General features: G+C 49.6%; 8 protein-coding genes. 1 reads left to right on the top strand and 7 read right to left on the bottom strand.

The window, feature by feature from the left end:
- The first annotated feature begins 11 nt into the window (after positions 1–11).
- Positions 12–980, top strand: coding sequence for a winged helix-turn-helix domain-containing protein (locus DXD04_RS00310; protein WP_117669978.1), 969 nt, complete (start codon positions 12–14; stop codon positions 978–980).
- Here DXD04_RS00310 and DXD04_RS00305 read toward each other — a convergent pair.
- The 7 genes from DXD04_RS00305 to leuS form a co-directional block, all read right to left on the bottom strand.
- Positions 977–2,467 (bottom strand): RagB/SusD family nutrient uptake outer membrane protein, encoded by a 1,491-nt coding sequence (locus DXD04_RS00305; protein ID WP_117669976.1) that lies wholly within the window; start codon positions 2,465–2,467, stop codon positions 977–979. The genes DXD04_RS00310 and DXD04_RS00305 overlap by 4 nt on opposite strands.
- Positions 2,468–2,481: 14 nt before the next feature.
- On the bottom strand, positions 2,482–5,559 hold the full coding sequence (locus DXD04_RS00300) for a SusC/RagA family TonB-linked outer membrane protein (RefSeq protein WP_117669974.1): 3,078 nt from the start codon (positions 5,557–5,559) through the stop codon (positions 2,482–2,484).
- A gap of 179 nt (positions 5,560–5,738) precedes the next feature.
- Positions 5,739–6,323: a non-canonical purine NTP diphosphatase gene (locus DXD04_RS00295; protein ID WP_117670195.1), complete on the bottom strand. Its 585-nt coding sequence runs from the start codon at positions 6,321–6,323 to the stop codon at positions 5,739–5,741.
- 146 nt (positions 6,324–6,469) lie between these two features.
- Positions 6,470–8,806: a glycoside hydrolase family 20 protein gene (locus tag DXD04_RS00290; RefSeq protein WP_117669973.1), complete on the bottom strand. Its 2,337-nt coding sequence runs from the start codon at positions 8,804–8,806 to the stop codon at positions 6,470–6,472.
- 33 nt (positions 8,807–8,839) lie between these two features.
- The gene (locus tag DXD04_RS00285) at positions 8,840–11,413 is read right to left on the bottom strand and encodes a beta-mannosidase (protein WP_117670193.1); all 2,574 of its coding nucleotides are present in this window, start codon (positions 11,411–11,413) and stop codon (positions 8,840–8,842) included.
- A gap of 117 nt (positions 11,414–11,530) precedes the next feature.
- Positions 11,531–12,427, bottom strand: a complete 897-nt coding sequence (locus tag DXD04_RS00280; RefSeq protein WP_117669971.1) for a YitT family protein — start codon at positions 12,425–12,427, stop codon at positions 11,531–11,533.
- 69 nt (positions 12,428–12,496) lie between these two features.
- Positions 12,497–15,331 carry a leucine--tRNA ligase gene (gene leuS, locus DXD04_RS00275; RefSeq protein ID WP_117669969.1) on the bottom strand — a complete coding sequence of 945 codons (2,835 nt, stop codon included), beginning with the start codon at positions 15,329–15,331 and terminating at the stop codon, positions 12,497–12,499.
- Positions 15,332–15,335 lie beyond the last annotated feature (4 nt).

The raw sequence follows: 15,335 nt of genomic DNA, 5'->3' as shown, positions 1-15,335 counted from the left end.
AGAATATCGTTATGACAAAGAGAACAAGCTGGTTCCTGTCTGTAGCCGCCACTGTCATCGTACTCATGGGGGGCGGTTACGCGGCGCTGCGGCATAGCCGGACGCAGGTGCATGCCCTTATCAATCAATCCCTGCAGGAAGCCGAACGCCTTCACTACAACGACCGTCTGAATGCGTTCAGCAGAAACCCGCACATCTACGTTGACCCGGCCCTGAAGGCTTATCTTTTCGCGCCCGTCTCCAGCCGGAAAATCAAAAGCTATACGCTCCAGACTACAGAAGGGAAAACCACTTACCTGTTCAAGGACAGCATCCCGGAGGAGAAAGCCCGGAAACTGCTGAACGAATACCTGCTGGCAGACATACAGCCTGTCAGGGTGGAGGAAGTGAACCGGTTGTTTCAGGAACAGCTCGAAAAAAGGCATGTCAGCGGAACGGCGGGTGTGTTTTATTCCGACAAGTCGGCCCGCACCCGCACACGGGCAGGCATCTTACCCACGTCCTCAGCCTATAAGACTCCGGTCTGCTGGCTCGACCTGACTCACAGCCTGCAACTGCAAGGGTGGGCTGACTACGACTGGCTGACTTTACTCCGCCATATCCACGCGGGCTTTTACGGGCTGCTGTGCCTGCTGCTTGCTGCCACAGGTATACAAGTCTGCCTTTACCTGAAAAAACGGCAAAATAAGCCTGAAAAAGGGCTGAGCATCGACCTGAAGCAGCAGATATTGCTGATCGACGGCATGCAGTGTGCCATTTCCAGCCTCGACTTGCAGCTTCTTTACCTGCTATGGGAAAAGAAAGGAGAATGTGTGAACCGTGAAGACTTGAAAACGGCTTGCTGGCCGCACGACCCGCAGGCGGATGAGAAATTAGATGCGCATATACAAACAATCCGGAAAGTCCTGCAAGACTTCCCGGATTATCGGATTTCCACCGCCAGAGGACGGGGATATTATCTGACTGCTGCCTCCTGTTAAGGATTCTGCACCAGATTAGGATTGGCGTCTATCTCGGTCTGCGGAATGGGGATGGCCAGACGTGAGTCATTCGGCTGGATGGTATAAGCATTGGAAGTCTCCAGCGAAGTCAGGTGCCAGCTTCCCTTACGCACCACGGGCAATTTATTACGCGTATAATCGTACACTGCCAGGCCCTCGCCCACCAGTTCCTTTCTTCTTTCTTTCAGGATGCGCTCCAGGGTGAAATCGGCAGCGGCATTTACTTTCATGGCGGTATTCGTGGTACGGTTGGTAATCACGTCGTTCAGGTATTCCATTCCCTTGGTCGCCTGCTCGCCCCCTATTTTCAGACCTGCCTCGGCTGCATTCAGATAAATCTCTGACAGACGCACGATGCACAAGTTGTTGTCGCGCGGATCGCCGGTCTTGCCGGGGAACTTCGCCAGATAGACTTTCTTGTCACGGGCGCCTTCGGGAAGACCTTCATTATTTGCTATGGCAGATACTTCTGTCACACAGTGGCGCACATCCTGCGGGTCTTCATTCAGCAAGTTCAGGTAGTCTTCCGACAGTATCAGATTGTTCCAGTCCACTTTTTCCTCATTGGCATAGACCATAGGAGCTCCTTCTCCACCCGAACCACCGGAAGGTTCCGTCAGCGAGAAGTAGAATTCGAAAAGCGATTCGCTGGTGTATTCTTTTCCCCAGACAGTAGGATACTCGTCAAGGGTGTACAACTGATACAGGCTTTTACTGTTTTCGATGACATCTGTGGCTGCCTTGTAGGCATTCGGATAATCCAGCTTGTTCAAATAAACTCTTGACAGAATACCCTGCACGGCCCAGTAGTTCAGACAGCCGTCCTTCTTCTCCTTGCTAAGGCCGGCCAGCGAGTTGGTCAAGTCGGTAATAATCTGGTCATAGCATTCGGCCACCGTATTGCGTGCTGGCTTCGAAGACTGATCAGTGGCTGTTGTAACGATAGGCACCCCTAATGACTGGCCGTTATCATACGAATAAGGCATGGCAAACACGCGTATAAGATCGTATAAAGCAAGCCCTCTCATGGCCAAGGCCTGAGCCTTAATCTCATTCAGAGCAGCCTCATCAGTAGTTTTTATCAACCCACTTTCAGTTGCAGCTATCAGATTGTTGGTTTGTCGAATCACTTTATAGACCTGATTCCACGGCAGGCTTGAATTAAAACTGTCAGTAGCCTTCACGTTATACTCATAATAAGGTGAAACCCTACGTCCGTCTCCTTTCGTCATACGAGCCTGCACATCCGCAGCCCGGCAATCGCCAAAATAAAAGAAATTGTCACCATAATAACTATGTGCTGACGCCAGCCTATAAATGCCGTTTAATGCGCTTTGGGCATCTTCCAAAGAAGAGAAAGCCTGGTCGGTGGGTACGGACGTGGACGGATTCAGGTCCAGCCAGCTGTCCGAACAAGAGGTACATGCCAGTGAGGCGGCAAGAAAATAAATATAGAGTGGTTTCATAATCCAATTCGTTTTTAGAAAGTTAATTGTACGCCGAAGTTGAAGGTACGCATGGCAGGTGCCTCGCAGAACACTTCTCCGTTGACCGGAGTTTCGGGGTCATACTGTTTCCATTTAGCCCATGTCAGCAGGTTGCTGCCTGAGAAATAGATGCGGGCTTTGTCTATCAGGGCCTTGCGGGTCCATTCGGAAGGAAGCGTGAATCCCAGCGTAAGGTTCTTCAGACGCAGATGATCGGTACTGTGAATATAGCGCGAAGAGTTCTGAGGTCCGGCATCTTCCCCATACACAAAGCGCGGTACATTGGTCTGGTCGCCCGGCTCCTGCCAACGGTCCATGGCATATACCGGAAGATTATATCTTGAATCATAAATGTTCTTGGTACCATTCTCTATATAGGTGCCAGTTTTATCATAAGAATATCCGCCCAAGGAATAGGTCAGCGTAAAGCTCAGGTCCAGCCATTTGTAGTTCAGCATGTTCGTCAGACCGCCAGACACTTTCGGGTTAACCGACTTATAAGGAATGGCCTGCGCCTCACTGGCACTCTCCGTCAGGCTCCGGTCTACAATCACCGAACCGTCTTCCTGAGGTATTTCCTGGTTACGGTAATACATGGCCTTACCTGTATCCGGATTTACCCCGGCGTATTCTTTTACGTAGAAGGTGTAGTAGGGCAATCCTACTTTGTGGATGAACCATGTGCCCTCGATTGACTGCTCCAGCTGTCCGTTGAGTGACACAATCTTGTTCTTGTTGTGACTCAGATTGAAGACCGTGGTCCAGTTAAAGTTGTCATTGGCGAAGTTGATGGTACGCAGTTCCAGTTCCACACCCCGGTTGTTCAACTGTCCCACATTGCTCAGGTAGTTCGTAAATCCGGTGGTGGCACTGATAGGAAGGCTGTACAGCAAATCCTTCGTATCGCGGTTATAGTATTCCACGCTCAGGAAAATGCGGTTGATGAACGACACGTCCAGTCCCACGTTCAGGTTATAGTTCTTTTCCCATCCCAAGTTGGGGTTGGAGATAGAAGATTCATAAGAACCCAAACCTCCCATATAGCTTTGTCCCAAAGAATACAATCCCATATAGCCATACAGAGAGCCTGGCTGGTTACCGTTCACACCGTAAGAGGCACGAATCTTCAAATCGCTCAGAATGTGCTTCACAGGCTGCATGAACGCTTCGTTGCTCACATGCCACATACCCGATACGGACCAGAAATTTCCCCAGCGGTTATCGGGTGAAAGACGGGAACTACCGTCGCGGCGGAAGCTTCCTGCCACATAATAACGGTCGTCATAATCGTAGTTCAAACGTGAAATATACGACAGCATACGATAATCCTGCGTTGATGAAACGAAGCTGTTCAACACTGCTCCGTTATCAGGTTCAGTAAGCCCTACATACGACGGCAATTTGGAACGTTCGCCGGATGCCTTATCCGTCTGGTAGCTTTCCACTTCATACGCAGCCAAGACATCCAGGTGGTGCTTCTGCGCAAAGGTCTTCACGTAATTCACCGAAGTAGAAGAAATCAGCTTCCCATATTCGATGAATCCTTTGGAGGACTGTGCATCGGAACCGCTCTTCGGTCCTGCAGAACTCAACGGATTGTAGTAGCGCGAGTCCTTCTGGATGGTATAATCATAGCTTAACGTTTCCTTTATTTTCAGGCCCTTTATCGGTTCTACAGCCGCATAGCCGGTGGAGAACATACGCGTCATCCGCGTGCGGTTATAGTCCGTCAGAATATCACGCAGCGGGTTCAACTGTGTACCGTCGTACGCTCCCACATAATTTCCGGCTTCATCTCTCACCAGCATGGAAGGAGTCATGGTCATTGCCACACACAAATACGGGTTGATGGCAGAGCCACGCTCTTCGTTCATCTCCTGGTTCATCTGGGTAAACATCATGTTGGCGCCTACCTCACCGTACCGGCCTACCTTCTGGGTCATGTTCAGACGGGCGGAGTAGCGATCCAGGCTGGAGTTCTTGGCCAGTCCTTCCTGGCTGTTATAGCCCAAAGAGGCATAGAAAGTGGTCTTCTCGTTTCCTCCGGATACAGATGCCTCGTAATCCTGCTGGATGGCGGTACGAAGCAGTTCCTTTCTCCAGTCGGTATAGCCCATGGAAGGCACAGACGCATACTTGTCAATCTCACCGTCTGCATAGCCGGTAGGGTCTGCCATCTGCTTGTCAGTAGCGTAGTTCACCAGGCCCTCGTACAACAGTTCACGGCGCTGGTCGCCGTTCAGTGTCGGACGGAAATCAACCGCCGCATTCGAGAAACCTCCCGACATGTTAAAGGAAACCTGTGCCTTGCCCGCCTTTCCTTTCTTGGTCGTAATCAGGATTACGCCATTGGCTGCACGCGAACCATACAGAGAGGCTGCCGCCGCATCCTTGATAATCGTAATGTTTTCAATATCGGCCGGATTCAGCGTGCTCATGATATTGGTTTTGGAGTTGTTCATATAGGCCGCATCGGCTCCTCCGGCACTCAGGCTACCGGAAGTGACCGGCACCCCGTCGATCACGAACAGCGGTTCCTGAGAGGCATTGAACGAGCCCATACCACGGATACGAATGCTCTGATTAGCTCCCGGCTGTCCGGAACTGCTGGTAATAGACACGCCCATGGTCATTCCCTGCAGCTTCTGCTCCACGCTCATCACGGGGATGTCTTTCATCATGTCTCCCTTCAGGGTATTGGCAGACCCCGTAAAAGAAGACTTGGTGAAATTACCGTATCCCGTCACCACCACCTCTTCCAGGTTCATGGTTTCAGGCTGGAGCACCACGTTCAGGTGTTCTTTCTTAGGAACCTTTATCAACTGAGTTTTCATACCCAGGTAAGCCACGACCAGAATCTTGTCATCCGGTCCCACTTCCAATGTATACTTTCCATCAATGTCGGTCACTACCCCATGCGCCTCGTTTCCCTGTACGGAAATCGTAGCACCGATAAGCGGCTCGTGATCTTCAGCTGAGATAACCAATCCGCTGATGGTACGCTGTTGTGCAAAAGTCTGTTGACACACCACACACAGCAGCAATAAAACTAAAAGTCTGATTCTTTGCATTTTGACGATTTTTGTTTGTAATTCCGTAGAATACTTCGCAAAACACACGCCAAAAACAGCCTTTTTATACTTTAATTTTTAAAAAATTGATTACAAGAAAGTTACACGCGATTAAGAAAAAGAAAAGGCTGTGGAATTTCTGCACATTTGTAGAAATAATCCACAGCCTTTTTTCTGCTTTATTTACTGTTCAGATAGTCACACAACTTCTGTACGGCTCTTGCCCGGTGACTGATCCTGTTCTTTTCTTCAGCCCCCATCTCCGCAAAAGTCTCGGCATAGCCTTCCGGCACGAACACCGGGTCGTAGCCGAAGCCGGAGCTTCCTTTTTTCTCCCGGATGATTTCTCCCTTCACAATGCCTTCGAACAAGTGCTTTTCTCCTCCTTCTATCAGGCAGATGGCCGTGCGGAACTGCGCCTTCCGGTTCTCCTTGCCTTTCAGTTCTGCCAGCAGCTTCTTCATGTTGGCTTCCGAGTCGTGACCTTCACCGCCCGCATAACGCGCCGAATACACTCCGGGAGCCCCGTCCAGCGCTTCCACCTCCAGACCGGTATCGTCGGCAAAGCAATCCATGCCATAATGCGCATGAATATATTCCGCCTTCAGCGCGGCATTTCCCTCCAGCGTATCCGCCGTTTCCGGAATATCGGCCTCACAACGGATATCTTTCAAACTCAGCACTTTCACTTTATCTCCCAGAATGGCACGTATTTCCTCCAGTTTATGGGCATTGTTAGTAGCAAAAACCAGTTTCTTTTTCATGTTGAACTTTTTCTTGACAATTATACATTTCTGCGCAAAGATACACATCGCCCGACAGTATTTCAACTAACGGCCCCAAAAAGCCGATAAAAAAAGCCTGATCTTCCCTCAGGAGACCAGGCCTTTATCACGAAGGCTATGCGCCATCAGTTCAATACGATTTCATCTACAAACAAGAATCCGGGATTGCCCTTGCCGCCGTGCCATGCCGGGATATTCTTTTCGGACAAGGCCGTTACCTTCACGTAACGGGTCTTTACCGGGTCAAACGTCAGGGTATGGGTATAAATCTGGTTGGCATCCGTTTCCTTCATAGCCGGATAAGCTTCCGAAGCCACTTTCTTGAAAGTCTTGTTGTCGTCCGACACCTCTACGGTAATGCCTCTGGTATCAAACGTCCAGTCGCCCTTTTCCACGCAAGTGCGCAGGGTCATGGAACTGATTTCGGTAGCCTCCTTCAAGTCGATCACCGCCTCCATGTCATTCTTGTAGAAAGCAATCCAGCGTCCGGTCTTGTAGTTGCGGTCGCCCGTCATACCGTCTACCAGCGTAGTGGCACCCTTAAACTCGTAAGGCTTATTGATAGGCTGCAACATAGTGATAGGTTTCGCCGTAGACTTGCTGAACGCAATGCTGTCACGCGTAATGCGCGAGTTGCCTTCCGGACGCACGGCCATCATGCGCAGCACACATGCCGCATCAATGGTCAGTCCGTTTTCATACTTGGACGAAGCAGTGGTAGGTTCCGTACCGTCGAGGGTATAGTACACAGGTGCATCGTCGATGGTGCTTGCCGTTACATCCAGCTTGCCCGTTTCCGTGTTGGGAGCGATGTTCACATTCACATCGAAGATATGCGTCGCGTAGTTCCATCCCTTCAGCTGATAAATCTTTGTCAGACGAGCCGTACGTTTCAGGAATCCCTGATAATCCTGCTTCTTTTCAGGAGCGCTCCACTGCGTTTCACAAAGCGCAGCCATACGCGGCAATACCATGTACTGTGCCTGTGCCATGGTCGGGATATATTCCGTCCAGAGATTCGCCTGCACACCGGTAATGAACTTCTGTTCTTCCGGAGAAAGGGCAGACGGCATCGGTTCGTAGCTGTACACCCGTTCCATAGGCAGATAGCCGCCGATGGCCAGCGGTTCACTGTCCGTATCCTTTGCCTGATAATAGTCGAAATACAGGTACGTGTTCGGCGTCATGATGACATTGTGCTGCTGACGGGCCGCTTCAATGCCACCGGCTTCCCCTCTCCACGACATCACCGTGGCATTCGGAGCCAGACCGCCTTCCAGGATTTCATCCCAGCCAATCATGCTGCGTCCGTTCTCGGTGAGGAACTTCTCGGCCTCGTGTATCACGTAGCTCTGCAGGTATTCCTCCTTCGAGTGCTTGCTGTCGCCCTTGATGCCCAGCGCCTTGATACGTGCCTGACACTTCGGACAAGTCTCCCACTTCACCTTCGGACATTCGTCGCCACCCACATGGATGTATTCCGACGGGAAGATGTCGATGATTTCCGCCAGCACATCCTTGATGAACTGGATGGTCTTGTCGTTACCCGCACAAAGCACGTTGTCGGAAATACCCCACATGCGCCATACTTCATACGGACCGCCCGTACATCCCAGTTCCGGATAAGCCGCCAGCGCCGCCTGCATGTGACCCGGAAGGTCGATTTCCGGAATGACCGTGATATAGCGTTCTGCCGCGTAAGCCACGATTTCCCGGGCCTGTTCCTGCGTATAGAAACCGCCGTAAGGCTTGCCGTCATACTCACCCGAGTTACGTCCGATCACCGTCTCGCTGCGTTTGGAGCCGATTTCCGTCAGCTTGGGATACTTCTTGATTTCGATACGCCATCCCTGGTCTTCCGACAGATGCCAGTGGAAGCGGTTGATGTTGTGCAAGGCCAGCATGTCGATGTACGTCTTGATTTCATCCATGCTGAACATGTGACGGCCCACATCGAGCATCATACCACGGTAGCTGAAGCGCGGCGAGTCGTTGATTTCCACTGCCGGCAGTTCCACTGCTCCGGCCCCCTCATGCACCGACACCGACTTGCGGAGCGTCTGGATGCCATAGAACACACCCGCTTCCGAAGGAGCGGAAATCTCCACCTTGCGGTCGTCCACCTTCAGCCGGTACGCTTCCGGAGAATCAGCCTCCAGCCCCAGGCGGAGCACGATGCCCTCTTCCCCATCACCTTCCGCCACCTTCAGCGCGATGCCGGTCTGTTCCTTGATAAAAGCCGCCAGGAACTCGGCGTTCTTCTTCATCTTTTCATTCCCTGCCGTATAGCAGATAGTTTCCCCGCTCTTCAGCAGGAACGAACCCTGCGATGCCGCCGTAATCTCCAGCGGCATGGGCACCACCTGATAGTCGGCCACCGCCGTCGGACTGTCCGCACACGAGGCCATCAGCATTCCGGCAAATGCCAGCCCCATACAATTCATTTTTGAAAATGGTTTCATAATCAATACATATAAAAGATTAGTAATCAGATTTTATTCCCTCACATCGGCCAGCTGGTGAATCACCACGGAAACGTCCTCCAGCGGAGAACCGTCGGCCGAAGACACCGTGATGCGCTTCGTCTCGCCCGGCAGCAGGTCGAAGAAATTGTCGGAGAAACGCGCCCCCTGCAAGGGCACCTCCACGAACACGTCGCGCGCCAGCACACGCGATTTCAGCGTCAGTTCCACCACCCCGCCCTTCTTCACCTTACGGCAGGCAATTTCAGCCCTAGGCAGGCGTTGCTCCTTGGGATACATCGGATAGAACACCTCGTCCGAAAGTACCTTCTTTCCGTCCGCACCCCTGAGCGTCATGCGGATGAACGAAGCCGTAGTGTCACAGCCCTCAAACGCCTTCTGCCAGTCTTCTTCAAAGAACACCTCCGAAGCATTTACCGGCAGCATCCCTTCCACCCGATGGCGGCGCATCACCCTTCCCTGAAAGTCCGTCAGCGCCAGGTGCAGCGTCACGTTCTCCGTCTGCAGGCAGTCGGACAGCACATAAAAGCGCAGCTTGTCGCCCTGGCGGATGGCATCCACCAGCACGGGCGCAAAGGCACGGCGCGTGTGATACTGCATGGCCTTCCAGTTGCCGTAATAATCGATGGCCGACCACGACACCACGGGCCAGCTGTCGTTCAGCTGCCAGGGCAAGCTGCCCATGCAGTACGGACGATTGCGGCGGTGCGCCACCATGCCCCGGCGCATGCCGTGGCCCTGCAGCACCAGCCCCACGTACACCAGGTCTTCAAACTTCTCCGGCACCGGATAATACAGGCTCATGGTTTTCTTAATCAAGGCATTCCCTATCGTGCTCTTCTGATGCGCATTCATTACGGGCGACTCCAGCTCATAATCCTCGGGCGAAGCAAAGGTGCGGATGGTCTTCATCTCCGGAAAGGCCTGAAAGCCGTACTCGCTCATGAAACGCGGTATCTCCTTATCTAAACTCTCGAAAGGCTTCTGACCGTACCACGTGCCCCAGTTATGGCTGTCGCCCACCTTCCAGCTCTCCGGTCTGCCCCAGTTGGCCTCCAGCGGCGAGCCTTCCAGGTAGAAGCGCCCCGGATCAAATTCTTTCACCTTCTGCGGCAAAAGCTGACGGAACAGCACGTCGTATCCCTCCTGCATCTGCTGATAGACCTCGGACGAATATTTCTCCTCCCATCCCCAGTAGCGTATACCCTCGTATATCTCGTTATTACCGCACCACATGGCCAGCGACGCATGGTTGCGCAGACGATGAATGTTATATTCCGCTTCCGCTTCTACACGACGCAGAAAGGCCGGGTCATGGGGATAAGTGGTGCAAGCGAACATGAAGTCCTGCCACACCAGAATGCCGCGCCTATCGGCTTCCTCAAAGAACGCATCGTCCTCATAGATACCGCCACCCCACACACGAATCATATTCATATTGGATGACTGCACATCCTCCAACAAACGGCTGTAGCGCTGGCGCGTAACACGCGGCAGCAGCGCATCCGACGGAATCAGGTTCGTACCCTTGGCAAACATCGGTACCCCGTTCACTTCGAAGTAGAAACTCTGGCCGTCCTTGTCTTCCTCCTGCACTACACGTATCGAACGCAGGCCAATCTGGTGACTCTTCTGTGACACCACCTGCCCGTCTACCGACACTGAAGCCTCAAACATATACAACGCAGGCTCTCCCCAACCGTTAGGCATCCACAAATGTGGCTGCTCCACTGTTACAGGAAGAGAAATATGATTAAGTCCCGGCTGCAATTCCACCGTCTGCTCCACGTTCTTATCTGGTTCACCCGTATAACTGTACGTCACACGTACCACAGCCTGCTGTGTATGATTGCTAATATTGTTTATTTCTAAGCGATTGTCTACCTCTGCCCGTTCGGCGCTGACTGACTGCTGGTGCACGAAATAATCTTCCACTACCGCCCGATCCGCAAACTGCAGATACACCGGCCGCCAAATGCCACAAGTCACCATACGGATACCCCAGTCCCATCCATAGGAATAAGGTGCCTTACGAGTAAAAATACTTAGCTTCTGTGGATAATGATCATTATCAGCCGGATAATCAAACCCGTTACTCTCCCATTGTGGCATCGCTTCCCGAATGGGCGAACGGAAACGTACTACAAGCTTGTTTTCTCCTTTTCTTAAAACAGACTTGACAGGAACCCGATACCCCACAAACATATTATCTGCTTTCAGCAGCAAAGAACCGTTTAAGAAAACATCTGCATAGGTATCAAGCCCTTCAAAAACCAAATACACCCCTTCATGATGCAGCTGCTCTTCTGTCAATACAAATGAAGTGCGATACAACCAGTCTTCCTTTTCTACCCATTGTATTTTCTGCTCATTCATGCCATAAAAAGGATCAGGCAATTTATCATGAGCTATCAGGTCCTGATGCACCGTGCCCGGCACCTGTGCAGACAACCATTCATTAGTACCGTACATTGAAAATTCCCATCCAGCATGCAGCTGATGGATTTGAGATAAACTACTGCCCGACGCATGATTTCCATAAGTCAGTAAAAAGGCCAGTAACATCATCAGAGTGACTTTTGACATATTTTTCACGTTATAGATTCAAGTATCGTAATATCAGATACAAAATAAAATAAGTTTTTCCGATAAGCCAAATTAATCGAAAAAACTTATTTTATTTTAGTTTTTTAAGGGAAAAGTTTATTTTACTTTAAGCTTATCAAAGCCTTCACCATATACTCCAACTACATTGCTTTGTGAAATGAAGGCATTCGGATCAATATCCTTTACTAACCGGAAGATATCGAGTGATTCCCGTTTTTTAGCCAAAACCACTACTACCTTTATTTCCTGTTTGCTGTACCATCCTTTTCCATCAAGTAAAGTCACCCCACGATCAATCTTTGTCGCAATCCCCTCGGCTATTTCCTCATATTTGCGTGAGAATATCAAGAACTGCACAGACTGACGCGTACTGTTAATCACATAGTCAATGACGATACTCATCACAAACAAGACACAAAAGCCGAACAACACCCTACGCCAGTCGTGAAAAATAAAATAACAGGATGAAATGATTACGATGTCACAATACATCATCATCCGCCCCAGCGTAACATCCTTATATTTATTAATAATCCAGGCTATAATATCCGTTCCACCCGTACTTCCATTGTTACAGAATACGATACCAATTCCAAAACCCAGCAGACCAGCACCTATCACACAAGCCATAAAATCCTGACCAGGACCTAGCAACTGAGGAAGGTTTCCACTCTCATCTTTTAAAATCATCTGAAAGAACCAGAGCAGGAAGGTCAGCATAAAAATGGCAAAGATGGTCTTAATACTAAATTTAGGCCCTAAAATTTTCAAGGCAAAACCCAGGAATATAGCATTAATCACAAAATAAGAGACCTGAATCTCTATGCCTGTGGCATAATAGATAATTGCCGCAATACCCGTTACCCCTCCGGTAGTAATCTGATAGGGAAGCATAAATGCAGCCCAGCCAATGGAATAACAAATCAGCCCGAAGGTTATGGCCAAATAGTCTCTGGACTCCCGGCCCAACTTTTTCTTTAATAAAGCTTCCATAGACAATAAAAAACAATCCGGAATGAACAGGAGGTACCTCCTGTTCATTCCGGACGAGCATTTAATAGGCTAAAGTACAATGTTTACAATTTTCTTCGGTACAATAATCACCTTCTTCGGAGTCTTGCCCTCAATCCACTTCTGTGACTGTTCTTCAGCCAGTACAGCAGCCTGGATGGTATTATTATCTGCATCGGCAGGGAACTCCATTGTAAAGCGAGCCTTACCATTGAAAGAAATAGTATATTTTACACTGTCTTCTTTCAAATATTCCTCATTGAATTCCGGCCAATGTGCATCGCATACAGAAGAGGTATTGCCCAAAGCTTCCCACAATTCTTCTGCCAAATGCGGAGCAAACGGAGCCAGAAGCACAACCAGATTGCTCATCACAGCCTTGTTGCGACATTTCAATGAAGTCAATTCATTGACACAAATCATAAAGGCACTGATAGAAGTGTTGTAAGAGAAGGTCTCAATATCTCCTGTCACCTTCTTAATCAGTTTATGAATGGCTTTCAGTTCTTCTTTGGTAGCTTCTCCTTCAACAGGCAAGAAAGCACCCTGACGGTCATAGAACAAATTCCAAAGTTTCTTCAGGAAGCGGTGTACTCCGTCAATACCATTGGTATCCCATGGCTTAGACTGTTCTACCGGGCCAAGGAACATTTCATACATACGCAATGTATCTGCTCCATAACGTTCTACAATCATATCCGGGTTCACCACGTTATACATGGACTTACTCATCTTTTCAACCGCCCAACCACAGATATACTTGCCATCTTCCAAAATAAACTCTGCATTATGGTATTCCGGACGCCAGTTCTTGAAGGCTTCCACATCCAGTACATCATTCGATACAATGTTTACATCTACGTGCAACGGAGTTACTTCATACTGGTCTTTCAATCCCAATGACACAAAAGTATTGGTATCCTTGATACGATATACAAAGTTGCTTCGTCCCTGAATCATTCCCTGATTCACCAGTTTTTGGAACGGTTCTTCCTTGATGCTGATGCCTAAGTCGAATAGGAATTTATTCCAGAAACGAGAATAAATCAAGTGACCGGTAGCATGTTCCGTACCTCCTACATAAAGGTCTACATTCTGCCAGTAATGGTCTGCCTTCTCAGAAACCAGCGCTTCATTGTTATGCGGATCCATGTAACGCAAATAATATGCGCTGGAACCGGCAAATCCCGGCATGGTATTCAATTCCAGAGGGAATACATTCACGTTATCAATCTTCGTGTTTTCTACTACTTCACCTTTGGCTACATCCCACGCCCAACGGGTTGCGTGTCCCAAAGGAGGTTCTCCGCTTTCTGTAGGCAAGAACTTAGCGACCTCAGGAAGTTCCAGCGGAAGCTTGCTTTCGTCAATCATATACGGCATGCCGTCCTTGTAATATACCGGGAACGGTTCACCCCAATAACGCTGGCGAGAGAAAATCGCATCACGCAAACGGAAGTTGACTTTCACACGGCCCAGATTATGCTCTTTCACATATTTCTTGGTAGCAGCAATGGCTTCTTTGATAGTCAGGCCATTCAGCGTCAAATCGCAATAAGGAGTTCCCCCCGCTTTCGGAGAGTTGCAAACGATTCCTTCCTTCGCATCGAAACTTTCTTCGCTTACGTCACAACCTTCTACCAGCGGTACAATCGGCAAGTTGAAATGCTTGGCAAATGCATAGTCACGACTATCGTGCGCAGGTACCGCCATGATGGCTCCTGTTCCATAACCAGCCAAAACATAATCACTGATCCATACAGGAACAGATTCTCCTGTAAACGGATTTACTGCATACGAACCACTGAACACACCCGTTACACGACGGTCAGCAATACGCTCACGTTCTGTACGCTTCTTTGTACGGTCCAAATAAGCCTCAACTTCTGCACGCTGTGCTTCGGTTGTCAGCATCGGTACCAATTCACTTTCAGGTGCAAGTACCATGAAAGTCACACCGAACATCGTATCGGCACGTGTAGTAAAGATGGTAAATTCCAAATCGCTGTCTTTTACCTTGAAACGTACTTCAGTACCTTCTGAACGGCCAATCCAGTTACGCTGAGTCTCTTTCAAAGAATCTGTCCAGTCTACCGTTTCCAATCCGTCAAGCAAACGCTGTGCATAAGCAGACACACGCAAACACCACTGACGCATCTTTTTCTGCACCACCGGATGTCCTCCACGTTCAGATACCCCGTCTACTACTTCATCGTTTGCCAATACCGTACCCAATGCCGGACACCAGTTTACCATGGTTTCTCCTAAGTAAGCGATACGGTAATTCATCAGGATTTCCTGCTGTTCCTTTTCTGTCTTAGCTTTCCATTCTTCTGCAGTAAAATTCAGTTCTTCGCTGCATGCCACGTCCAGCCCTTTTGTTCCTTCAGCCTCAAAATGAGCAATCAGCTTGCTGATAGGCTGTGCTTTCTGGCATGAATTGCAATAGAAGCTGTTGAACATTTTCTGGAAAGCCCACTGTGTCCAGTGATAATATCCAGGTTCGCACGTACGTACCTCACGATCCCAGTCGAACGAAAAGCCAATCTTGTCCAACTGCTCACGATAACGTGCAATGTTAGCTGCGGTAGTAACGGCCGGATGCTGTCCGGTCTGAATGGCGTACTGTTCAGCCGGCAAACCGTATGCATCATATCCCATCGGATTCAACACATTGAATCCTTGCAAACGTTTGTAGCGTGCATAAATATCACTGGCAATGTATCCCAGTGGATGACCTACGTGAAGTCCTGCTCCCGACGGATAAGGGAACATGTTCAACACGTAGAACTTTTTCTTGGATTCATCTTCGACAACTTTATAGGTCTTGCGTTCCACCCATCTCTGCTGCCACTTCTTCTCAATTTCTCTGAAATTATATTCCATAGCG

The organism is Phocaeicola plebeius, from assembly GCF_003437535.1.
GTDB classification, from domain to species: domain Bacteria; phylum Bacteroidota; class Bacteroidia; order Bacteroidales; family Bacteroidaceae; genus Phocaeicola; species Phocaeicola plebeius_A.
Note: the sequence above shows the minus strand (reverse complement) of the source record. Positions and strands in the feature narration are given on the sequence as shown.